This is a genomic window from Mycolicibacterium sp. XJ1819 (genome assembly GCF_053483675.1).
Map to the genome: position 1 here is coordinate 274,210 of NZ_JBEFST010000001.1, position 22,725 is coordinate 296,934.

Annotated in this window: 16 protein-coding genes and 1 tRNA gene; 5 read left to right on the plus strand and 12 right to left on the minus strand. The window is 69.6% G+C overall.

The genetic code is table 11. The annotated features are described in order from the left end of the window. The 5 genes from ABQE89_RS01355 to dacB all read right to left on the minus strand — a co-directional run bounded on the left by ABQE89_RS01355 (position 1) and on the right by dacB (position 6,297). Positions 1 to 2,217, minus strand: coding sequence for a molybdopterin-dependent oxidoreductase (locus ABQE89_RS01355; RefSeq protein ID WP_448413343.1), 2,217 nt, complete (start codon positions 2,215 to 2,217; stop codon positions 1 to 3). A gap of 94 nt (positions 2,218 to 2,311) precedes the next feature. After that, the gene (gene hpt / locus ABQE89_RS01360) at positions 2,312 to 2,899 is read right to left on the minus strand and encodes a hypoxanthine phosphoribosyltransferase (protein ID WP_448413345.1); all 588 of its coding nucleotides are present in this window, start codon (positions 2,897 to 2,899) and stop codon (positions 2,312 to 2,314) included. 13 nt (positions 2,900 to 2,912) lie between these two features. Beyond that, positions 2,913 to 3,875 (minus strand): tRNA lysidine(34) synthetase TilS, encoded by a 963-nt coding sequence (gene tilS, locus ABQE89_RS01365; protein ID WP_448413347.1) that lies wholly within the window; start codon positions 3,873 to 3,875, stop codon positions 2,913 to 2,915. Continuing rightward, positions 3,854 to 4,921: an Rv3626c family coenzyme F420 biosynthesis-associated protein gene (locus ABQE89_RS01370; RefSeq protein WP_448413349.1), complete on the minus strand. Its 1,068-nt coding sequence runs from the start codon at positions 4,919 to 4,921 to the stop codon at positions 3,854 to 3,856. Before ABQE89_RS01370 ends, tilS begins: the two co-directional genes overlap by 22 nt. After that, a complete protein-coding gene (gene dacB, locus ABQE89_RS01375) occupies positions 4,918 to 6,297 on the minus strand; it encodes a D-alanyl-D-alanine carboxypeptidase/D-alanyl-D-alanine endopeptidase (protein WP_448413352.1) in 1,380 nt (459 codons plus the stop codon). Before dacB ends, ABQE89_RS01370 begins: the two co-directional genes overlap by 4 nt. 100 nt (positions 6,298 to 6,397) lie before the next feature. Here dacB and ABQE89_RS01380 point away from each other — a divergent pair, with 100 nt between their 5' ends. Next, positions 6,398 to 6,886 (plus strand): inorganic diphosphatase, encoded by a 489-nt coding sequence (locus ABQE89_RS01380; protein WP_448413354.1) that lies wholly within the window; start codon positions 6,398 to 6,400, stop codon positions 6,884 to 6,886. A gap of 18 nt (positions 6,887 to 6,904) precedes the next feature. Here ABQE89_RS01380 and ABQE89_RS01385 read toward each other — a convergent pair whose 3' ends face one another. Beyond that, positions 6,905 to 7,921, minus strand: coding sequence for a TerC family protein (locus tag ABQE89_RS01385; protein ID WP_448413564.1), 1,017 nt, complete (start codon positions 7,919 to 7,921; stop codon positions 6,905 to 6,907). A 264-nt stretch (positions 7,922 to 8,185) separates the two neighbouring features. Here ABQE89_RS01385 and ABQE89_RS01390 point away from each other — a divergent pair, with 264 nt between their 5' ends. Continuing rightward, entirely contained in the window at positions 8,186 to 9,427 is a 1,242-nt protein-coding gene (locus ABQE89_RS01390) for a hypothetical protein (protein WP_448413356.1), read from the plus strand. A gap of 7 nt (positions 9,428 to 9,434) precedes the next feature. On the opposite strand, the gene ABQE89_RS01395 is transcribed toward ABQE89_RS01390, so the two are convergent. From ABQE89_RS01395 to ABQE89_RS01405, 3 genes are read right to left on the minus strand one after another with little or no spacing between them, the layout of a single operon-like run. Beyond that, positions 9,435 to 10,034: a TetR/AcrR family transcriptional regulator gene (locus tag ABQE89_RS01395; RefSeq protein ID WP_448413358.1), complete on the minus strand. Its 600-nt coding sequence runs from the start codon at positions 10,032 to 10,034 to the stop codon at positions 9,435 to 9,437. 1 nt (position 10,035) lies between these two features. Continuing rightward, positions 10,036 to 11,817 carry an N-acyl-D-amino-acid deacylase family protein gene (locus ABQE89_RS01400; protein WP_448413360.1) on the minus strand — a complete coding sequence of 594 codons (1,782 nt, stop codon included), beginning with the start codon at positions 11,815 to 11,817 and terminating at the stop codon, positions 10,036 to 10,038. A gap of 45 nt (positions 11,818 to 11,862) precedes the next feature. Next, a complete protein-coding gene (locus ABQE89_RS01405) occupies positions 11,863 to 12,804 on the minus strand; it encodes a GDP-mannose 4,6-dehydratase (protein WP_448413362.1) in 942 nt (313 codons plus the stop codon). 56 nt (positions 12,805 to 12,860) lie between these two features. On the opposite strand from ABQE89_RS01405, the gene ABQE89_RS01410 reads away from it, so the two are divergent. Together ABQE89_RS01410 and ABQE89_RS01415 are read left to right on the plus strand one after the other, a co-directional pair. Continuing rightward, positions 12,861 to 14,624, plus strand: a complete 1,764-nt coding sequence (locus ABQE89_RS01410) for a hypothetical protein (RefSeq protein WP_448413364.1) — start codon at positions 12,861 to 12,863, stop codon at positions 14,622 to 14,624. 25 nt (positions 14,625 to 14,649) lie between these two features. After that, positions 14,650 to 16,878 carry a TPR repeat domain-containing protein gene (locus ABQE89_RS01415; protein WP_448413366.1) on the plus strand — a complete coding sequence of 743 codons (2,229 nt, stop codon included), beginning with the start codon at positions 14,650 to 14,652 and terminating at the stop codon, positions 16,876 to 16,878. An 11-nt stretch (positions 16,879 to 16,889) separates the two neighbouring features. Here ABQE89_RS01415 and ABQE89_RS01420 read toward each other — a convergent pair. Together ABQE89_RS01420 and ABQE89_RS01425 are read right to left on the minus strand one after the other, a co-directional pair. Beyond that, positions 16,890 to 16,965 (minus strand) — tRNA-Thr (locus ABQE89_RS01420). A 56-nt stretch (positions 16,966 to 17,021) separates the two neighbouring features. Beyond that, a complete protein-coding gene (locus tag ABQE89_RS01425; RefSeq protein ID WP_448413368.1) occupies positions 17,022 to 18,242 on the minus strand; it encodes a DNA polymerase III subunit delta' in 1,221 nt (406 codons plus the stop codon). An 82-nt stretch (positions 18,243 to 18,324) separates the two neighbouring features. On the opposite strand from ABQE89_RS01425, the gene ABQE89_RS01430 reads away from it, so the two are divergent. Further along, positions 18,325 to 19,917, plus strand: a complete 1,593-nt coding sequence (locus tag ABQE89_RS01430) for an adenylate/guanylate cyclase domain-containing protein (RefSeq protein ID WP_448413371.1) — start codon at positions 18,325 to 18,327, stop codon at positions 19,915 to 19,917. Here the strand turns inward: ABQE89_RS01430 and topA are convergent. Further along, complete coding sequence (gene topA / locus ABQE89_RS01435) at positions 19,914 to 22,718, minus strand: type I DNA topoisomerase (RefSeq protein ID WP_448413373.1); 2,805 nt, start codon at positions 22,716 to 22,718, stop codon at positions 19,914 to 19,916. The genes ABQE89_RS01430 and topA overlap by 4 nt on opposite strands. Between the last annotated feature and the right edge of the window lie 7 nt (positions 22,719 to 22,725).

Here is a 22,725-nt window from a genome sequence, read left to right on the forward strand (position 1 = left end):
TCAACCCGCCGGGGCGATGTCGACCGGGATGCCGTTGAGCACCGCGGTGCCCGACAGCGGGTCGAGGCGATTGCCGTCGTTGAGTTGGTTGACGTTGGCGCCTGGTGCATCGGCCGCGAGGCGCTGCCCGGTGCCGTCACGGTCGTGACCCCACCCGTGCGGCAGCGAGACCACACCGCGCCGCATGCCCGGCGCCTCCTCCACGGGGGCGATCAGTTCACCGCCGGGGCCCTTGATCACCGCGATGTCGGTGAGGCCGAGTTCGGCGGCGTCGTCGGGGTGGATGCGCAGCGTGCACCGGTTGGTGCCGCCCGCCAACGCGGGCAGATTGTGCATCCAGCTGTTGTTCGAACGCAGATGCCGCCGACCGATCAGCACGAAGCCGTCGGCCCTGACCGCGAGCGATTCACGCAACCGCGCCACGTCGGCGATCAGCGGCTGCGGCGCGAGTTCGATTCGCCCCGAGGGTGTCCGGAGCACTTCGGCCAGCCGGGGCTGCAACCCTCCGAGGTCGATGCCGTGCGGCGCCGACTTGAGCCGCTCCGGCGTCAGCCCGTCGGAGACGGCACCGAACGCGTCGCCGTACGGACCGAGGCGCAGCATCATGTCGATGCGCCGCTCGTAGCCGGGGCCCGCGATCAGCATCGCGGTCAGTTCGTCGACAGCACGCCCGGCGACGGGTGAGTCGGCGTCGGCGGTCTCCTTGGCCAGCGTCGTGGCGATGACCTGCTCGTCGACCAACGCCGGATCACCGTCGGGCCCGACACCGAACACGATGAGCGCGAGACGAGCCAGGATCTCGGTCTCGTCGGGCCGGTCAGCCACCGCCAGCACCGGCGGGGAGTATCGGACGTTGTTGCGTACCGCGAGGTTGTTCAGCGCGAAATCGAAGTGGGCCGACCGCGACGGCGGCGGGGGCGGCAGGATCACGTCGGCGTGCCGGGTGGTCTCGTTGAGATAAGGATCGACGCTGGCCATGAAGTCGACACCGGCAAGCGCCTTTTCGAGGCGTTCGCCGTCGGGTGCGGACAGCACCGGGTTTCCGGCGAGGGTGATCATCGCCTTGATCTGCCCGTCGCCGGGGGTGTCGATCTCCTCGGCGAGCGCGGTGGCCGGAAATTCCGAGAGCACCTCGGGATGGCCCGACACCCGACTGTGCCAGCGGCCGGTGCGAAAGCCCCTGCCGGGCTTGGGGGGCCGCGGGGCGGGTGCGGTGGCGCCGAGCGGGAACATCGCCCCACCCGGCCGGTCCAGATTTCCCGTCAAGACGTTGACGACGTCGACCAGCCAGCTGCTGAGCGTGCCGAATTCGACTGTGCACGTGCCGATTCGGCCGTATACCGCCGCCGACGAGGCAGCCGCGATCTCGCGCGCCAACCCACGGATGTCCTCGACGGCCAGCCCGCAATGGCCCGTGACCGCCTCCGGCGTGAAATCCATGGCAGCCGCGCGCATCTCGTCGACACCGTTGACGTCGGCCAGCGCGTCGGCGTCGACCAGATTCTCGTCGAACAGCACGTGCACGACCGCCAGCAGCAGCGCGGCGTCGGTGCCGGGGCGCGGCGCGAGGTGTCGGTCGGCCAGTTCGGCCGTCCGGGTCCGGGCCGGGTCGATGACGACGAGCTTGCCGCCTCGTTTGCGCAGCGCGCGCAGTTTGCCCGGGAAGTCGGGGGCGGTGGCCAGGCTGCCGTTGGACACCAGCGGATTCGCGCCGATGACGACGAGATAGTCGGTGCGGTCCAGGTCGGGCACGGTGAACGCGACCGGGCTGCCGAACATCAGGCCCAGCGCGACGTGCTTGGGCATCTGGTCGAGTGTGCTCGCGCTGTACACCTGGCGGGTGCCCAGCGCGCGGATGAGCACCGGCGGGTACAGCGCGCCCGCGACGGTATGGGCGTTCGGGTTGCCCAGGTACACCCCGACCGACGCCCCGCCGTGGCTGCCGATCACCGCGCCGAGACCGTCGGCGACCGCGGCGAACGCCTCGGCCCAGTCGGTCTCGACCAGTTCACCGTCGCGGCGCACCAGGGGCCGCGTCAGCCGGTCCGGGTCGTTGTCCAGTTCGGCGAAGCTCGCCCCCTTCGGGCAGATGAAGCCCTTGCTGAAGACGTCCTCGCGGTCACCGCGCGCGCCGGTGACCCGCCCGTCGGCGATCGTCAGGGTCAGCCCGCAGGTGGCCTCACACAGCGGACAGATTCGCAGCGCTGTTTGGGTCATCACGCCATCCTCCGCCGAAATCGACGTTTTGCAGGATTCTTCTCGCACTTTGGCGCCCGTGTGTCCGTTTGGGCGTTACGGGGGCGGCCTGGGGTCAGCTTTGTTCGTAGACCTTGGGGTCCAGCGTGCCGATGTAGGGCAGGTCGCGGTAGCGCTCGGCGTAGTCCAGGCCGTAGCCGACGACGAACTCGTCGGGGATGTCGAACCCCACATACGAGATGTCGACATCGGCGCGCACCGCGTCGGGCTTGCGCAGCAGTGCACACACCCGCAGCGACCTCGGCCGTCGCGTCGCGAGGTTGCGCAGCAGCCACGACAGCGTCAGCCCGGAGTCGACGATGTCCTCCACGATCAACACGTCGCGGTCGTTGATGTCGCGATCCAGGTCCTTGAGGATGCGCACCACGCCCGACGACGACGTCGAGGACCCGTAGGAGCTGACGGCCATGAACTCGAGTTGGGTGGGCAGCGGAATCGCCCTGGCGAGGTCGGTGACATAGAACACCGCGCCCTTGAGCACGGTCACCAACAGCAGATCGCGGTCGGTGTCGACCACATCGCGGTAATCCTCGCCGACCTGGGCCCCCAGTTCGGCGATGCGGGTCTGAATCTGCTCCGCGGAGAGCAGCACCGATTTGATGTCACCCGGATACAAGTCGGTGGTTCGCTCGGCCACGCCCACAGCGTGCCATGCCTCAAACGGGCTCGGTGTGCAGGGTCAGCATGCCGTCGCGGCGCCCCGCGACCAGCCGCCTGCTGCGCAGCCCGGACGCCACCGCGACGCCGCCCTGCCCGCGCCAGGACGTCACCAACCGGTCCACCCCGCGGATCTGCTTGTCGGTCAGGTCGGTGGCGCCGTTGGCCAGCAGCCAGCCGCGGATCACCCGGCGACGGATGGCACCCGGCAACCCCGACAACCGCGCGGTGTCCAGGCCGGCCTCGGTCGACACGTCGGCCAGCGCATCGGCGGCCGTCGCGTCGAGTGCGTCGGAATCCTCCCGCAGGGCGGTCGCGGTGCGTGCCAGCGCCTCGGCGACGCCGCCGCCCAGCACCTCCTCCATCAGCGGGAGCACCTCGACCCTCAGCCGCACCCGAGTGAACCGGCGATCGACGTTGTGCGGGTCCTGCCACGGTGTCAGGCCGAGGTCGGCGCACGCGGCGACGGTGTCGGCGCGCCGGGCCCCCAGCAGCGGCCGACACCACGGTGGGTCGTGCGCGCGCATGCCCGCGATCGAGCGGGCGCCCGAGCCGCGGCCCAGCCCGAGCAGCACGGTCTCGGCCTGGTCGTCGAGCGTGTGCGCGAGCAGCACCGGCATGTCGGCGCGCGCCGCGTCCAGCGCGCCGTAGCGGGCGATGCGCGCCGCGGCCTCCGGGCCTCCGTGCGTGCCGACGTCGACCCGGAGGATTTGTGCCTCAACACATCCCAACGACATCGCCTGTTCACGGGCGGTGGCGGCGACGTCAGCGGAGCCCGGCTGCAGCTGATGGTCGACGATCAGCGCCGTCGTCGGCTTGAGCTGGGCCGCCACGGCGGTCAGCGCCAGCGAGTCGGCGCCGCCGGACAACGCGACACACCAGCGGTCCGCGGCGGACGTGTGGTCTCGGGCGAATCCCGACACCGCCGCCCGCAGCCGGCCTACAGCACCCTGTCGATCCATTGCTGCGGCTCGTCGATTTCTGTTGGCAGCGGCAGAGTTTGTGGCCCGGACCAGATGCTGTTGAACCGCGCCATCCCGACCCGCGACACCACCTCGTCGACGAACGCCTTGCCCCTGGTGTACTGGCTCATCTTGGCGTCGATGCCCAGCAGCGCCCTTATTAGCCGTTGCAACGGCGGCTGCCGGAGCCTGCGGCGCTCGTCGAAACGCCGCCGGATCGTGCCCACCGACGGCACCACCGCCGGCCCTACCGCGTCCATCACATGCTCGGCGTGGCCCTCCAGCAGCGTCCCGAGCACCAACAACTGGTCGAGCGCGCGGCGCTGCGGTTCGGACTGCACCGCCCGCAACAGCCCGATCATGCCCGACGAGTTCGGTTCGGCCACACCGGATTGCCCGTCTCGGCGACTGCGGACGAAACCGGCCAGCCTGCCGATCATCTCGGCGACGTCACCACCGGTCTCCTCGGTGAGCACCCCGAGGGCAGCCGACATGTGTTCGGCCAGCCAGGGATTGGCCCGGAACTGCACCCGGTGGGTGACTTCGTGCAGGCACACCCACAGCCGGAAGTCGGCCGGCTCGACCCGAAGCTGACGCTCCACGGCGATCACGTTGGGATAGACCAGAAGCAGCTCGCCACCGTCGAGGCCGAACGGATCGTACTGGCCCAGGATGCCCTGCGAGACGAACGCCAGCACCGCGCCGGTCTGGGCGCCGGCGATGCGGCCGCCCACCCGGCTGGCGGGTTTGTCGGAGCCACCGGTCATCACCCTCATCGACTCGGTGGCAGCACGTATCCACTGCGGACGGTCGACGATGCGCGCCTCGGGGATCTCGTCGCCCTCGTTGAGCTCGGTCACCTCGCGCACCGGCAACTCCGCGCTGCGTGACGATTCGGCGAGTTGCTCGATGACCTGGCGACGGGTGTAGTCGGTGGCGGGCGGACCGGGCCGGGCCAGTTTGGCGCCGACGGTGGCGGCGAAGGTCCAGTCCACGGCGCGGCCCACCGACACCGGCGACCGCGCAGCAGTCGTCTCCGACGTCATCCGTCGCACCCGCAGGCCCGCAAGGTGGCTGCGAGGTTGTCGAGCGCGACGCGGCCGGTGGGCCCGGCGTTGTTGGAGATGAACGTGAACGTCAGCACCCGGTCGCTGGCGTCGGTGATGATCCCGGACAACGTGTTGGTGCCTGTCAGCGAGCCGGTCTTGGCGCGCAGGAAACCGGCCGCGGACCGGCCGGCGTCGGTGTCGAGGTAGCGGTAGGACAGCGTGCCGCTGCCCGCCGCGATCGGCAGCAGGTCGACGAGCGGGCGCAGGTCCGGTTGGGTGTCGCCGGCCGCGGTGCTGACCACCTCGTCGAGGGTCCGAGCGGTGAGCCGGTCGTCGACCGACAGCCCGCTGGAGTCGAACAGTTGCGCACCCGCGGTGTCGACGCCGGCGGCCTCGAGCCGGCTCAGCACCGCGCGCACCGCGCCGTCGAAGCTCTGCGGCTGGCCGACTTCGGCGGCGACCTCACGCCCGATCGCCTCGGCCATCACGTTGTCGGAGGCGTTCATCATGTCGCGCAGCCGCTCGATCAACGGCGGGGACTGCACCGAGGCGATCTCCTCGCCACCGCCCGAGCGCCTGGGCAGCACGGTGACCCTGTCCGGATCCGCCTTCAACGCCGCCGCCAGCGCGCGGCCGGCGTCCAGCGCGGGGGTGCGCGAGCGCCTCGACTCGACGCTGACGGGCTGGGTACGACCGCCGTCGAGCATCACCGCCTCGATCGGTGCGATGTCGCCGCCGTCGATGTCGGCGGGGTCCCATCCGTGCGCGATCGTGGGCCCGCTGTAGGCGCTGACGTCGACCTGGACCTCCCGCACCTCGATACCGGTGCCGCGCACCTGCTCGGCGAGGTCGCTGATGCGGGCGGCGTCGCGGTACCAGGTTTCGGTGCCCGGCGGCGCGGCCGACAGCGTCGGGTCGCCCCCGCCCACCAGCACTACGACGCCCGGCCCGGTGCCGCGCACCACCCGGGTGGTCAGCCGCGCGTCGCGGTCGAGTGCCAGCAGCGCGGCGGCGGCGGTCAGGGTCTTGTTGGTCGAGGCGGGCTGCATGGGCACGTCGGCGCGCTGCTCCCACAGTTGTTGGCCGGTCAGCGCGTCGCTGATGCGGCCGGTGAGGTCGCCGAGGTTGGGGTCGGCCAGCGCCGGGGCCAGCGCGGCCGCCAGCCCGCGGCTGGTCGGCTTGGGCGCGGTGTCGGCGACCGGCACCACGCCGGGATTCGCGGTGGCCGAGGGTGGCGCGGGCTTGACGGCAGCGGCTCCTGTCGAGTCCCGGGTGGTGAGCACGGCCGCCGCCGCGACGACGGCCGCCACCAACAGCAACACCGCCACCCCGATCACCGCATGGGTGGATCGCCCCCATGTCGTGGGCCGCATAGCTCTCCTGCTTCCTGGACCGCCCCCGTACTGCAGGGTAACGCTCCATTAGTGTGTTGCCCGTCCCCAGACGTTTGAGCACAGGGCAGGAGCCACCGCGGTGCAGTTCGACGTAGTGATCGAGATCCAGAAGGGTTCTCGCAACAAGTACGAGATCGACCACGACACCGGACGGCTCAAACTGGACCGCTACCTGTATACCTCGATGGGGTATCCGACCGACTACGGGTTTTTCGAGGACACCCTCGGCGAGGACGGCGATCCGCTCGACGCCCTGGTGTTGCTGCCGGAATCGGTGTTCCCCGGTTGCATCGTCGAGGTGCGCCCGGTGGCGATGTTCCAGATGACCGACGAGGCGGGCGGCGACGACAAGGTGCTGTGCGTGCCCGCCGACGACGAACGCTGGAACCACATCCAGGACCTCGACGACGTTCCCGCCCACGAACTCGAGGCGATCAAGCACTTCTTCGTGCACTACAAGGATCTGGAGCCGGGCAAGTACGTCAAGGCCGCCGACTGGGTCGGCCGCGACAAGGCCGAGGCCGAACTGACGGCGTCGGTGCAGCGGTTCAAGGACTCGGCGCACTGAGCCCGCGTCGGGATTGAGTCAGCGCGGGTCGCCCGACTCGTCGGTTTCCACCGCGGCCTTCTTGTCGTTGCGCACATCGTGGACGCGGGTCTTGTACAGGCTGGCCGCGGTGGTCAGGATCAGGGTCCCGACGATCACCCCGAGGCTCAGCAGGGTCGGGATCTCCGGCACCGGGACGTTTCGTCCGCCGTTGATGAACGGTAGTTCGTTCTCGTGCAGCGCGTGCAGCAGCAGCTTGACTCCGATGAACGCCAGGATGAACGCCAGCCCGTGCGACAGGTAGACCAGGCGCTTGAGCAGGTCGCCGAGCAGGAAGTACAGCTGGCGCAGCCCCATCAGCGCAAACACGTTGGCGGTGAACACCAGGTAGGGCTCGCGGGTGAGGCCGTAGATCGCCGGAATCGAGTCGAGCGCGAAGATCAGGTCGGTGGTGCCCAGCGCCACGATGACCATGAACATCGGCGTCATCAGCCGCTTGCCGTTCTCCTTCACCCACAGCTTGAGGCCGTCCCAGGTGTCGGTGAAGCTCAGGTGGTTGCGGGCGAACCGGATCACGAAGTTGTCGGCGTCGTCGTCCTGGTCGCTGTCACGCACCAGGCTGATCGCGGTGTAGAGCAAAAAGGCGCCGAAGATGTAGAACACCCAGGAGAACTGCTGGATAGCGACCGCCCCGAGGGCGATGAAGATGCCGCGGAAGATCAGCGCCAGGATGATGCCCACCATCAGCGCCTGCTGCTGGTACTTCTTCGGCACGTTGAAGCTGGCCATGATGATCAGGAAGATGAACAGGTTGTCGACCGACAGGCTGTACTCGGTGAGCCAGCCGGCGAAGAACTCCAGTCCGTACTGGCTGCCGTGGAAGAACCAGGTCCACACGCCGAACGCCACCGCCAGGCCGATGTAGATCGTCAGCGCCGTGCCCGTCTCGCGTCGCGACGGCTCGTGCGGCCGCCGGCCGATCACGAACACGTCGAACAGCAGCACCGCGGTCGTCACGCCCAGCGTGATGATCCACTCGAGTTGGGTTACGTTCACAGGTCCTCCGGTCGCCACCACGCCGGAGGTCTCTTCCGCCGCCACGAGCGATCGTGTCGGCCCGCAGCACCGGTCGTCCGACGACGGCCGACGTGATGACGACACCGCGGCGAAGGAGTACTCCCCTCCGGCGCCGATTCTGCCAGGTAACAGAGGCTAGCCGAAATCGGGCGGCCCAAACCCGCACCGGTCGGGGCCGAGCGCTCATCTGCCACCGGCTTAGTAGTTTGTAGCCGTGGCGGCCACGGAAATGCCTGTGCCGTCGTGACCGACGCGGGCACGGCGAGCGGACCGGTCACCCGCGGCAGCGTGGCCAGAGTCGGCGCGGCCACCGCGCTTTCGGCACTGTGCGGATACGCCGTGCTCTACCTGGCCGCCCGCGACCTGGAACCGGAGGGGTTCTCGGTGTTCGCGGTGTTCTGGGGCGCCTTCGGACTGGTCACCGGGGCGGCGTTCGGATTGTTGCAGGAGGCCACCAGGGAGGTGCGCTCCACGGTCTACACCGAGGAGATCGTCGCTCCCCGAACACATCCCATGCGGGTGGCCGCGATGGTCGGCTTCGTGGCCGCGGCCGCGATCGCGATCAGCGCGCCGTTGTGGTCGCCGCAGGTGTTCGTGGAATCGCGCTGGCTGTCTGTCGCGTTGCTGTCGATCGGTCTGGCCGGGTTCTGCCTGCACACCACGCTGCTGGGCATGCTCGCCGGCCTGAACCGCTGGACGGCGTACGGCACGCTGATGGTCACCGATGCCGGACTGCGGGTGGTCGTCGCCGCCGCGACGTTCGTCGTGGGGTGGGGGCTGGCCGGCTACCTGTGGGCGACGGTGGCCGGGGCGATCGCCTGGCTGATCATGCTGGCCACCTCGCCGACGACGCGGCACGCGGCCCGACTGCTGACCCCCGGCGGCACGGCGTCGTTTCTGCGGGGCGCGTCGCATTCGATCGCCGCGGCGGGTGCCAGCGCGATTCTGGTGATGGGGTTTCCGGTGCTGCTCAAGGCGACGTCGGGGGATCTGGGCGCGACGGGCGGCGTGGTGATTCTCGCGGTGACGCTGACCCGCGCACCGCTGCTGGTGCCGTTGACGGCCATGCAGGGCAACCTGATCGCCCACTTCGTCGACCAACGTGCCGCCCGGTTGAGGGCGCTGCTGGCGCCCGCGGCGGCGGTCACCGGTGTCGGGATGCTCGGCGTACTGGCCGCCGGCGTGCTGGGACCGTGGCTGCTGCGCAGCGCGTTCGGGGCCGAGTACCTCGCCGACGGGGCGCTGCTGGCCTGGCTGACCGCGGCGGCGATCGCCATCGCGCTGCTGACGCTGACCGGGGCGGCCACCGTGGCCACCGCACTGCACCGCGCGTACTCGTTGGGGTGGGTGTCGGCCACGGTCGCCTCGACGCTGTTGCTGCTGCTTCCGCTGAGCCTGCAGACGCGCACCGTGATCGCGCTGCTGTGCGGACCGCTGGTGGGGATCGCGGTGCACATGGGTGCGCTGGCCCGGTCCGGACGTTGACCGGCGCTCAGACCTGCGGCGCCAGAGCGCCTTGCAGCAGCGCCGTCAACAACTCGATGCGCTTGTCCTCGAGGCCGGGTTGCGGCAGCACCGCGCGCACGATGGCGGCGCCGTCGAAGGTGTTGGTCAGAATCGCCGCGAGCGCGGCGATGGTCTCCTCGGGGAACTGCTCGGCGCCCGGCAGCGACCGGGCGGTGCGGAAGATGTTCGCGGCGTATTCGGTGAGTACGTCGCGCAGTGTGGCCCGCAGTTTCTCGTCGGTGCGCGCGGCGATCAACAGTTCGTACATCACGGTGTTGGTGTCGTTGCCGGTGACGTCGCGCAGGATCGTCAGCGCCGCCTCGAGGGCGGGCCGGTCGGGCGGTATGTCGGCCACCCGCTTGGAGAACAGGTTCAGCTGCCTGCGCATCACCTCGTGGGCGGTGGCGGCCATGAAGTCGCTCATGGTCGGGAAGTGCCGAAACAGCGCGCCGTCGGAAACCTTCGCCCGCCTGGCGATCACCGCGGCCGACGCCTTGGCGTAGCCCACCTCCACGATGGTCTCGATGCTGGCGTCGAGCAGCCGGGCGATCGTCTCCTCACGGCGCTGCTGCTGAGTTCTGGCCATGTCAGGCAGGCGCTTTCGCGGCGGACCCGACACCGGCGGGCAAGAACCGGCCGGACTTCACCGTGGTTCCGTAGCCGTCACGGAACCGCCCGTCGCCGAACACCACCGTCCCGTTGACCGCCGTGGCGACCACGGCGTCGTCGTTGCGGTTGACCATCCTGCGCAGCCCGCCGTAGAACGGCACCGCCTCCTCGTGGTAGCCGTCCACCGACTCGTCGAGCCCCTCGGGGTCGATCACCACGAAGTCGGCACGATCGCCCTCGCGCAGGGTGCCCGCATCCAGCCCGAACCACTGGGCCACCTCGGCGGTGAGCCGGTACACCGCGCGTTCGACGGTGAGGAAGGGTCGGTCTGCCCGGTCGGCGTCGACGACGCGCCGCAGCAACCGCAGCGCGTAGTTGTAGAACGCCATGTTGCGCAGATGGGCCCCGGCGTCGGAGAAACCCATGTGAATGGAGGGTTCGGCGGCCAGTCGGTCGAGATATTTGGGCCGATGGTTGGCCACGATCGTCGTCCAGCGCACGTTGCGTTCACCGTTGTCGACCAGCACGTCCAAGAATGCGTCCAACGGGTGTAGCCCTCGTTCGTCGGCGATCTGACCGAACGTCTTGCCCACCAGCGTCGCGTCGGGGCACTCGACGATCGTCGCGTCGTGGAAGTCGCGGTGCCACAACGACGGTCCGAACTTTTTTCGGTCGAACGAGCGACGGAAGCGGCGTCGGTATTCGGTGTCGGCGAGCAGTTCGTTGCGCTCGATCTGATCGCGCAGATGCAGTGCGGCGGTGCCGGCCCCGAACTCCTCGAAGACGGGCAGGTCGATTCCGTCGGAGTACAACTCGAACGGCACGGGCAGATGCTGGAAGCGGATCAGCGAGTCGAAGATCTTGTTGAGAAGCCTTGCGCCGGGCCCGAACACGTGTACCGCGCCGGTCGCGGACTTGGCGTCGGCCGATACCAGCAGGCTCATCCGGACACCGGGACGACGCCCGAAGATCCTGCTGCTGGTGACGAAGAACATCAGCGCCTCGAGCGGGTTCTTGGTGTTGGGCGCGCTCTGCAGGATGCGGCCGCGCTTGCGCAGCACCGAGATCAGCCTGCGGCGCTCACGCCAGGTCGCGAAGGTGGACGGCAGCGCCCGTGAGCGGTACCGGTCGCCGTCGAGTTTGTCGATCGGGGCGTCCATCCCCGACAGCCCGAGAAGCCCGGCGTCGAGCGCCTTTTCGAGCATCTGGGCCATCCGGTCCAGTTCGGCGTCGGTGGGCCGCACCCCGTCGGTGGTGGCCCGGTCCAGACCGAGCACACTGGCACGCAGATCCGAATGTCCGAGCATGGAGCCCACATTCGGGCCCAGCGGCAGATCGTCGAGCGCGCGCACATAGCCGGCGGGGTCAGACCAGGTCTTCTTGGCTTCGAGCGCGCCGAGTACGAATTTGCGGGGGACGGCCTCCACGCGGCTGAACAGATCGGCGGCGTCCTCGCTGTCGGCGTACACCGTCGACAGCGAGCAGTTGCCCAGCAGCACGGTGGTGACCCCGTGCCGGACCGACTCGCGCAGACCGGGGTCGAGCAGCACCTCGGCGTCGTAGTGGGTGTGCACGTCGATGAACCCCGGAACCACCCACTTGCCCGCCGCGTCGATCACCTCGGGGCAGCCGGCCTCGTCCAACGGTTCGGCCGATACCGCGACGACGGTGCCGTCCCGAACACCCAGGCTGCGCACCTGCGGGGGCGAACCCAGCCCGTCGAACCAGAGGCCGTCGCGGACGATCACGTCGTAGGTCATGGGCGTCACGCTACAACAGAAAGTGAGTACTCACAATCTTTATGTTCAGGGCTGTTGCGTGCGGAAGAACTCGACTGTGCGGGCCACGCCGTCGTCGAACGACACCGTCGGCCGCCAGCCCAGCAGCGTCTGCGCCCGGGTGTTGTCCAGGCAGGACCGGCGCAGGTCGCCGAGCCGGGGCGGATGGAACTCCGGTTCATCAGGCGCCCCGACCGCCTCGGCGATCGCCGAATGCAGTTCGCGCACCGAGATTTCCACGCCGGTGCCGACGTTGAAGCGCTGGCCGCCCCCGACGTCACCGGACGCCTTGACGAACGCGTCGACCAGATCGTCGACGTAGACGTAGTCCCGGGTGTCGGTGCCGTCGCCGAAGATCTTGGTGGGTCGGCCCGCCAACAACGCCTGCGCGAAGATCGCCACCACCCCGGCCTCGCCGTGCGGGTCCTGGCGCGGGCCGTAGACGTTCGCGGGCGCGATGTGCGAGCAGTCCAGGCCGTACAGGTTGCGGAACGTGTTGAGGTAGATCTCGCCGGCGATCTTGCCCGCCGCGTACGGCGACGTCGGATCGGTGGGCGCGTCCTCGTCGGTGGGGTACGACGGCGGCACCCCGTAGATCGACCCGCCCGAGGACGTGTGCACCACCTTGCGCACGCCGGCGCGGCGGGCGGCCTCGGCCAGGCGCACGGTGCCCACCACGTTGACCTCGGCGTCGAACGGCGGATCGTCGACCGAGTGGCGCACGGAGATCTGCGCGGCGAGGTGGAAGATCACCTCCGGTCTGGTGTCGGCGACCAGCCCGATGAGGTCCGCGTCGACGATGTCGGCCTTGACGAACTCGAAGTTCCGGTGGCGTTGCGCTGGGCCCAGGTTCTCGCTGCGCCCCGAGCTGAGGTCATCGAGGCCGACGACGGAATGGCCGTCGGCGAGTAGGCGATCTACCAGCGTCGACCCGATGAAGCCCGCCGCGCCCGTCACGAGTGTCCGCACCGGGTCACAATACCGACGGCGGTAGCGCGCGAACCCGGACCGTACCCTCGACCCCGATGAACTGGGTCGCCCGCACCGCCGTCGCGCTGATCGTGGCGCAGCTGGCGGTCCGGGCCGTGCTGGCGTTCGGCGGCTACTTCTACTGGGACGACCTGATCCTGGTCGGCCGGGCGGGCACGCACCACCTGCTCTCGGCGGAATATCTGTTCGACGACCACGACGGCCACGTCATGCCCGCGGCGTTTCTGGTCGCCGGCGCGATGAGCAGGCTCGCACCGCTGGATTGGGTGTGGCCCGCGGTCAGCTTGATCGTCTTGACGGGGTTGGCGTCGCTGGCGCTGCTGCGGGCGTTGCACGTGATCCTGGGTTGGCGCCCGGTGCTGTTGCTGCCGTTGACGTTTGCCTTGTTCACCCCGCTGGCGGTGCCGGGCTTCGCCTGGTGGGCCGCGGCGCTGAACTCACTGCCGATGCTGGCGGCGTTGGCGTGGGTCTGCGGTGACGCAGTTCTGTTGGTGCGCACCGGCGCCCGCCGTTATGCGCGCACCGGCCTGGCCGTCTACGTCGGCGGGCTGCTGTTCTTCGAGAAGGCCGCGGTGATCCCGTTCGTCGCGTTCGCCGTCACGGCGCTGCTGGCCCATGTCACCGCGACCGGCACGCCGGCCACGGTGTGGCGCCGCGGGATTCGGCTGTGGGCGCCCGCGATTGCCGTGACCGCGGCGTGGATTGCCCTGTATCTGGTGGTGGTTGACCAGAAGCGGTGGAGCGGTGACCTCTCGATGACGTGGGATCTGCTGAGCCGCTCGGTGACTCACGGCATCGTGCCCGGACTGGTCGGCGGGCCGTGGGACTGGCAGCGCTGGGCGCCCGCCTCGCCGTGGGGCACCCCGCCGGTGGCGGTGATGGTGCTGGGATGGGCGGCGCTGGCGGCGGTGTTGGCGGTATCGGTGTTGCGCAAGAAGCGCATCGGCGCGGTGTGGCTGGTCGCGGCGGGCTACGCGGTGGCCTGTCAGGTGCCGATCTATTTGATGCGCTCGTCACAGTTCACCGCGCTGGAGTTGGCGCAGACGTTGCGGTATCTGCCCGATCTCGTCGTGGTGCTCGCGCTGCTGGCGGCCGTGGGCCTGTGCGCACCGAACCGGCAGGGCTCGGGGTGGCTGGACGCGTCGCGCACGCGGTCGGTCGTGACCGCCACCGCGGTGGCCGCATTCGCGGTGAGCAGCGCCTACTCCACGGCGACGTTCTTCACCAGCTGGCAGGACAACCCGACCAAGTCCTATCTACAAAACGCGCAGGCCGGCCTGGCGGCGGCGGCGCGGACGTCCGGCGCGCCGATGCTCGACCAGGAGGTCGACCCGATGGTGCTGCAGCGGGTGGTCGGACCGGAGAACAGGGCCAGCCAGATGTTCGCGCTGCTCCGTGAGCGGCCCGAATTCGACACCGCCACAACGGATTTGCGGATGCTCGACAGTACGGGTCACCTGGTGGAGGCGAAGGTCACCTGGGTGCGCAGCATCGTCGTGGGCCCGGACCCGGACTGCGGCTACCTCGTTCAACCGGACTTCGGAGTGCGCATGCCGCTGGACGGTCCGCTGCTGCCCGCCGACTGGACCGCGGAGATCAACTACCTGGCCAACAGCGACGGTTCACTGAGCATGTCGCTGACCGAGGGGGCCGAGGTGAAGGTGCCGGTGCGGCCCGGTCTCAACCGCGTGTTCGTGCGGCTGCCCGGCGCGGGCGACGCGATCGACGTGCGCGCGAACACCGCCGCGTTGTCGGTGTGCATCGCCTCGGGCCCGCTGGGATTTGTTGCACCGAGGTAGCCGCCAGGGCTGGGATACTGGTTCGGTGAGCGCGATCAACGCCTTCCTGTCGACGTGGTCGAATGCTCGCTCGACATACGGCGAGGGCAGTCCACAGACCGGGGACCAGTACGACAACAGTGCGACCCTGCGCAGCCTGGAGTCCAACCTGGAATCGGCCGCCCCGGGGTCGCGCTGGACGGGCACCGCGTCGGCGGCCTACGGCACCGCCAACACCGAACACCGCCGGGTGCTGGGCCAACTCGCCGGACTGGACCAACGACTGGCCACCGAGGTGTCCAATTCCGCGCAGGTGGTCGACACCGGACGACGCAACCTGGACGCGATCCGTCAGTGGGTGGTCGACGCCGCCGCCAGCGTGCCCCCCGGCCAGGCGGGCGAGCGCGCGAAGTTGGCGATCGCACAGAAGGGGCTGGCGCAGCTCGCGCAGATCGTCACGGCGTCGAATTCCGACTCCAACGAGATCGGCGGGCGGATCCGCGCCCTGCAGAACGAGTTTCAGGCACTGACCAACCAGAAGTTCGCGGAGGGCGGGCAGGACGGCCCGATGTTCGCGACCGGCGAGGGCGAAGAAGGCGAAGAGGACCAGCACGACCGGGAGACCAAGCAGTGGGCCACCGAAACCGTCGAAGCGGCCCTCGACGGTGACCCGAAGGCGGCCGCCAGGGTCGACGAGGTCCTCGACTCCATCTCCGATGCCCAGATCGCCGGCACCGAACCGCTGGACGCGCAGCAGGCGCAGGTGCTCAGCCAGATGCAGGCCCAGACACACAAGATGTCGCTGGACGAACTGTCCGAGGTCCGCGACAGGCTCGGGGACCGCAAGGGCATCCTGGCCAACTCGTGGCAGTTGATGAGCGATCCCGACGTCAAGTTCCCCAAGGGCGGCACGCCGACCGACCTGTTCCCCGAGATCACCCCCGAGACCGTGTCGGGCGGCATGGAACAACTGCCGCAGAGCATCCAGGACACGCTCGGCCGCGAGGCCTCCGTCGCACTGCCCAACCCGGAGGGTTACCCCCTCTACGACCTGCCGACCAGAGACGAGCTGCAGACCATCGCCGGCTTCGTGGCCGACGGCGACGAGCGGTTCCAGCAGGGCAGCCATCTCGACGGCGGCCTGATGAGCCGCGGCGCGGAGATCCTGCAGGAATCCGGCCGCCACAGCAACGAGGGCGACGCCGTGGTGCAGGACATCTTCCGGTCCGCGGGCCGCGACGAGTTCGTCGCGCACGAGCTCATCACCGGCCGGGCCGGTGAGCACGACCTGGTCACCGGCGTCAAGGAGGGCCAGGAGTTCCTCAAGGACATGTCCACCCACGCGTGGGAGGACAACGGCGCGGCCGCGCGCACGCTGACCGACTGGATCGACGACGCGGCCAACGGCACGAACCCGCAGCTGGACCGGATGGCCGGGGAGACCGCCTACGCGGTGGCCGACTACCTGGGCGACAACGGCGACGACCTGCTCGACATGAAGTCCGGTCTCAACGACTCCGGGCTCGGCGCCCGCAACCCCGACCTGGTCCGCGGATACGCCGAGGCGCTGGCGCCCTATCAGGAAGCGATGATCGGCGACCACCGGGATCCGACACCGGGTTTCGGACTGCTCGACGGGCAGGAGCGAGGCGACTTCAGCCACGCCCGCAACGTGTTCGCGGTCATCGACACCGACGCGGAGGCGGCCGAGAACTTCAACCGGCACGCCTACGAATCGATCCTGGAGTACCAGCAGGAGACGGCCGACGCCGCGGCCAGCGGCGCACCCGCCGACGGCACGGCGATGGGCCACGCCGGACGCATGCTCGGGGTGCTCAACTCCGCCGCCACCATGGCCGAGATGGACCCCGGTTTCGACCTGCGCCGCGACGCGCTCGGCGCCGCGATGGGCCAGCTCACCGGCAAGCTCCCGGTGATCGGCTCGCTGGGGCAGGACTATCTGCTCGACGCGCTGCTCGGCAACACCCCCGGTCACCAGGTCGACACGCACAGCTTCACCGAGGTGCAGAACATGCAGACCTGGGCGGTGGCCTCGGAACTGTTCGGCCGCGACGTGCCGGTCATCCCGCAGGTGCAGCAGTTCGTGCTGCCGGACGGGACACTGATGAGCCCGCAGTACGTCCTGCAGAACAACCCCGGCGCCATCCAGGACTACTACCAGGCGCTCACCGATTACGCCGCCACCGGCGGCTGGGGGACCACGCTGAGTTCGTTCGGTAACGAATACGACGAGGGCGCGGGCACCCGCCGGTAACCGACGCCACGTGGAGCCACCTAGGAGAATCGAACTCCTGACCTGCTCATTACGAGTGAGCCGCTCTACCGACTGAGCTAAGGTGGCGTGCCCCGATACGTTGGGCGGCACGAGTCTACGGCAGGCGCGGCCGACGGCCCAAGTCAGTCGCGCAGCGCCATCCCCACGGTGGCCACCATCGCATCGACGGCGAACTTCGGCTTGACGTTGACCGCCAGCGCCTCGCGACAGTCCAGCACCGCCTCGATGCAGCGCAGCAACTTCTCCGGCGACGCGTACTCGGCCATCGCGGCGGCCCGGCCCGCCATGTCGGGATGTTGGGCCGCCACATCCGTCGCGCCGGAGGACACCAGCAGCGCGTCCCGGAAGTAGGTCGCCAAGTCGATCAGCGCCCGGTCCAGCGCGTCGCGCGATGCCCGCGTGTGCCGCGACTTCTGCCGTCGCTCAAGGTCTTTGATCGCGCCGGTCGCGCCGCGCAGCGCGCCGGCGGTGCCCTTGCCGGTGCCGCCCGCGCCCAGCGCGGTGCGCAACTCCTCCACCTCGACCTCGTCGCGGTCGACCGTCAACGCCACCGCCTCGGCCTCGGCCTCGGCCACCAGTTCCTCGACGGCGGTGTAGGCCCGCGACGGGGTGGCCGCGTCGGCGGCCAGTTCCAGCGCCCGCTTCCTGCGGGTGCGCGCCTGCTCGTCGGTGGCCAACCGCCGGGCCCGTCCGACGTGGCCACCACACACCGACGCCGCCCAGCGGGCCTGCTGTTCGGGTAGCCCGTCGGCCTCGATGAGCACGCTCGCGATCGCGTCCACCGACGGCGTCACCAGCGCGACGTGCCGGCACCGGGAGCGCAGCGTGATCGCGATGTCCTCGGGGTCCACCGACGGCGCGCACAGCAGAAACACCGTGGACGGCGGCGGTTCCTCGACGACCTTGAGCAGCGCGTTGGCCGCGCCCTCGGTCAGCCGGTCGGCGTCCTCGACCAGCACGATCTGCCACCGCCCGGTGCTCGGCCGCCGCGACGCGATCTGCACGATGTCGCGCATCTCGCCGACGCCGATCGACAACCCCTCGGGGATGATCCGCCGCACGTCGCCGTGGGTGCCCGCCATCGTCGTCGTACAGGCCCGGCACTGCCCGCACCCCGGCGTGCCGTCGGAGGTGCACTGCAGCGCGGCCGCGAAGCACAGCGCGGCCACCGACCGACCGGACCCGGGCGGCCCGGTGATCAGCCAGGCGTGGGTCATCCCGGGTGGCGTGGCGGCGGCCAAACCCGTGTTGTGAGCGGAATCACCGCGCGCGGCCAGCGCGGCGGCCACCAGTTCGGATTCCACAGCGTCCTGGCCCACCAGGCGCGAAAAAACACCCGTCATCGCTGATAACAGTAGTGCTGCGAACCGACACGTCCTTCTCACCCGCCCCTTTTGACCCCCCGAAGCCCGATACGGTTGACGCGTGTCCACCGAAGCCATTCCGATCCGGCGAATCAGCGGATTCGTCCGCTGGGTCGCACGCACGCCATGGCCGGTGTTCGCGCTGGGCATGCTGCAGTCCGACATCATCGGGGCCCTGCTCGTGCTGGGGTTTCTCCGGTTCGGGCTGCCCCCGGAGGACCGCATCCAGCTCCAGGATCTGCCGGTGTTCAACCTGGCGATATTCCTGGGTTACCTGTTCATCTCGTTCACGGTCGGCGCCTACCTGAGCCTGCGGCTGCTCATCCCCGTGATCCGGTGGCAGCGTCGCGACACCCTGCTGGCCGACGGCGATCCGGCCATCACCGAGCTCGCCCGGGCCCGTGCGTTGCGGATGCCGTATTACCGCACCGCCATCAGCGCCACCAACTGGCTGCTCGGCTCGGTGGTGTTCATCGTCGCCAGCTGGCCTGTGGCCAGTAAGTCAGCGCCGGTGGTCGCCGTCGCCAGTGCGCTGGGCGCCACCGCGACCGCGATCATCGGCTACCTGCAGGCCGAGCGCGTGCTGCGACCGGTGGCGGTGGCCGCGCTGCGCGGCGGGGTGCCGGAGAACTTCCGCGCTCCCGGCGTGATCCTGCGCCAGGTGCTGACCTGGGTGCTGGCGACCGGGGTGCCGATCCTGACGATCGTGTTGGCCCTGGTGGCCTCCAAGCTGGAGGTGCTGTCCGCGCCCGCCGACCGGCTGATGACGCCGATCCTGCTGCTGGCGATCGTGGCGCTGCTGATCGGGCTGGCCAGCACCGTGCTGGTGGCGATGTCGATCGCCGACCCGCTGCGCCAGTTGCGGTGGGCGCTGGGTGAGGTGCAGCGCGGCAACTACAACGCCCACATGCAGATCTACGACGCCAGCGAGCTGGGGCTGCTGCAGGCCGGCTTCAACGACATGGTCCGCGATCTCGCCGAGCGGCAGCGGCTGCGCGACCTGTTCGGCCGCTACGTCGGGGAGGACGTGGCCCGCCGGGCACTGGAGCGCGGCACCGAACTCGGCGGCCAGGAACGCGACGTCGCGGTGCTGTTCGTCGACCTCGTCGGCTCGACCCGGCTGGCCGCCACCACCCCGGCCGCCGAGGTCGTCGACCTGCTCAACGAGTTCTTCCGCGTCGTGGTCGACACGGTCAACCGGCACGGCGGATTCGTCAACAAGTTCCAGGGCGACGCGGCGCTGGCCATCTTCGGGGCGCCGATCGAACATCCCGACGCGTGCGGCGGGGCGCTGGCGGCGGCGCGCGAACTGCACGACGAGCTCATCGGCGTGCTCGGCCGGCCGGAGTTCGGCATCGGCGTGTCGGCCGGGCGGGCCATCGCCGGACACATCGGCGCCCAGGCCCGCTTCGAGTACACCGTCATCGGCGACCCGGTCAACGAAGCGGCGCGGCTGACCGAACTGGCCAAACTCGAGGAGGGCCACGTGCTGGCCTCAGCGGCCGCGGTCAGCGGCGCGCTGGACGCCGAGGCGCTGTGCTGGGATGTCGGCGAGACCGTGGAACTGCGCGGGCGCACCTCGCCGACGCAGTTGGCCCGCCCGGTCAACCGGGCGCCGGACCGCGACATGGCGGGCAGAGGCGCAAAGAGCTAAGCCTTCTTGGCGGCCTTCTTGGCGGCCTTCTTCGCGGTCTTCTTCGCCGCCGCCTTCTTGGTGCGCTTCACCGGGCCACGCGCCCGCCGGTCAGCGAGCAGTTCGGCGGCGCGTTCGTCGGTCAGCGACATCACGTCGTCGCCCTTGCGCAGGCTGGCGTTGGTCTCACCGTCGGTGACGTACGGGCCGAACCGGCCGTCCTTGATCACCATCGGCTTACCGGTCGCGGGGTCCTGTCCCAGTTCCCGCAGCGGCGGCGCGGCCGCGCGCTGCCCGCCGCGCCGTTTGGGCTCGGCATAGATCTTCAACGCCTCCTCGAGCGTGATGTCGAACATCTGCTCTTCGGTGGCCAACGACCGAGAATCCGTGCCGCGCTTGAGATATGGCCCGTAGCGGCCGTTCTGCGCGGTTATCTCCTCACCGGTGTTCGGGTCGACGCCGACGACCCGCGGCAGAGACAGCAGCTTCAACGCGTCGTCGAGGGTGACCGTCTCGAGGTCCATCGACCGCAGCAGCGAACCGGTCCGCGGTTTGGGACCCGTCGGCTTCTTGCCCTTCTTCGCCGGCGTGCCCGCCTCGCCCTCGTCCGGAGGTTCGGGCAGGATCTCGGTGACGTACGGGCCGTACCGCCCGTCCTTGGCGACGATTTCGTGCCCGGTCGCCGGGTCGATACCCAGCGATCGACCCTCTTGCGGTGTGGCGAACAGCTTTTCGGCCAATTCGAGTGTCAACTCGTCGGGGGTCATTCCCTCTTTGAGGTTGGCTCGCTGCGGCTTCAGCGCACCCGGCTCGCTGTCTTCGTCGGCGACCATCCGCTCCAGATACGGCCCGTTCTTGCCGACGCGCACATAGATCGGCCGGCCCTGCTCGTCGTCGAAGAGCTTGATGGAGTTGATCTGTCGAGCGTCGATCTCCTCGAGGTTGACCCCGACCAGCTTCTTCAGGCCGCCCGAACGAGCGATCGAGTCCTCGACCCCGTGCTCGCCGCCGAAGTAGAAGTTCTTGAGCCAGTTGGTCCGCTGTTCGGTGCCTGCGGCGATCTCGTCGAGTTCGTCCTCCATCGCCGCGGTGAACCCGTAGTCGACCAGGCGGCTGAAATGTTGTTCGAGCAACCCGGTCACGGCGAACGCCACCCACGAGGGCACCAGCGCGCTGCCGCGCTTCACGACGTAGCCGCGGTCCTGAATGGTCTTGATGATCGACGAGTACGTCGACGGTCGCCCGATGCCGAGCTCCTCGAGCGCCTTGATCAACGACGCCTCGGTGTAGCGGGCGGGCGGGGTGGTGGCGTGGCCGTCGGCCGTCAGCTCCTTGGCGTCGACGCGCTGGCCCTGCTCGAGCTGGGGCAGCCGACGTTCGGCGTCGTCGGCCTCGCCACCGGCCTGGTCGTCGATGCTCTCGACGTAGGCCTTCAAAAAGCCCGGGAACGTCAGCGTGCGTCCACTGGCGCTGAACACCACCTGCTGTCCGTCGCGGGCCTGCCCGGAGATCCGCAGCGAGAGCGTCGTGCCGCGGGCGTCGGCCATCTGCGAGGCCACCGTGCGCTGCCAGATCAGCTCGTAGAGCCGGAACTCGTCGGTGTCGAGCTGGCTGTGCAGCTGGCCCGGCGTGGAGAACACGTCGCCGGCGGGCCGGATCGCCTCGTGGGCCTCCTGGGCGTTCTTGACCTTGCGGGTGTACTGGCGCGGCTGCGGGTGCAGGTATTCCTCGCCGTAGAGCTGGCGGGCCTGGTTGCGCGCGGCGGTGATGGCCGACTGCGACAGCGTGGTCGAGTCGGTGCGCATATAGGTGATGTAGCCGTTCTCGTAGAGCCGCTGGGCGATGCTCATCGTGCGCTCCGAGGAGAACCGCAGCTTGCGGCCGGCCTCCTGCTGCAGGGTCGAGGTCATGAACGGCGCGTAGGGCCTGCGGGTGTAGGGCTTGTGTTCCACCGACGACACGGTCAGCTGCGCACCGCGCAGCCCCGCCGCCAACGCGCCCGCGGCGGCCTCGTCGAGCACCAGCACCTCGTCGGGCTTGCGCAGCCCGCCCAGCGAGTCGAAGTCCCGGCCGGTGGCCACCCGGCGCCCGTCGACGGAGTTCAGCTTCGCCGCGAACGTGGGTGGGCTCGCCTGCGGGTCGGACACACTGGCGTCGAGTTCGGCGGTGACGTCCCAGTAGCTGGCGCTGCGGAACGCCATCCGCTCGCGTTCGCGCTGCACGATGATGCGGGTCGCGACCGACTGCACCCGGCCGGCCGACAGCTTGGGCGCGACCTTCTTCCACAGCACCGGACTGACCTCGTAGCCGTACAGCCGGTCCAGGATGCGCCGGGTCTCCTGGGCGTCGACGAGGTCGGTGTCCAGGTCGCGGGGGTCCTCGGCGGCGGCCCGGATGGCCGGCTCGGTGATCTCGTGGAACACCATCCGCTTGACCGGCACGCGGGGCTTGAGCGTTTCGAGCAGGTGCCAGGCGATGGCCTCGCCCTCGCGGTCACCGTCGGTGGCCAGATACAGCTCGTCGACGTCCTTGAGCTTCTCCTTCAGCTCGGCGACCGTGCTCTTCTTCTCCGGGCTGATGATGTAAAGCGGTTCGAAGTTCTGCTCGACGTTGACCCCGAGGCGCGCCCACGGCTCGGATTTGTACTTGGCCGGCACGTCGGCGGCGTTGCGCGGCAGATCACGGATGTGCCCCCGGGACGACTCGACGATGTAATCCGGGCCCAGGTAGCCGGCGATTTTGCGCGCTTTGGTGGGCGACTCGACTATGACGAGTCGGCGCACGCCCCCGTTTCGACCGCCGTTGCGGTCCGCATCTGCCACCTGTGTA

Excerpts from the sequence above, each read along its gene's own strand:
- ABQE89_RS01355 (WP_448413343.1), bottom strand. The coding sequence starts at position 2,217 with ATGACCCAAACAGCGCTGCGAATCTGTCCGCTGTGTGAGGCCACCTGC.
- tilS (WP_448413347.1), bottom strand. The coding sequence starts at position 3,875 with ATGGATCGACAGGGTGCTGTAGGCCGGCTGCGGGCGGCGGTGTCGGGA.
- ABQE89_RS01370 (WP_448413349.1), bottom strand. The coding sequence starts at position 4,921 with ATGACGTCGGAGACGACTGCTGCGCGGTCGCCGGTGTCGGTGGGCCGC.
- dacB (WP_448413352.1), bottom strand. The coding sequence starts at position 6,297 with ATGCGGCCCACGACATGGGGGCGATCCACCCATGCGGTGATCGGGGTG.
- ABQE89_RS01395 (WP_448413358.1), bottom strand. The coding sequence starts at position 10,034 with ATGGCCAGAACTCAGCAGCAGCGCCGTGAGGAGACGATCGCCCGGCTG.
- ABQE89_RS01400 (WP_448413360.1), bottom strand. The coding sequence starts at position 11,817 with ATGACCTACGACGTGATCGTCCGCGACGGCCTCTGGTTCGACGGGCTG.
- ABQE89_RS01410 (WP_448413364.1), top strand. The coding sequence starts at position 12,861 with ATGAACTGGGTCGCCCGCACCGCCGTCGCGCTGATCGTGGCGCAGCTG.
- ABQE89_RS01425 (WP_448413368.1), bottom strand. The coding sequence starts at position 18,242 with ATGACGGGTGTTTTTTCGCGCCTGGTGGGCCAGGACGCTGTGGAATCC.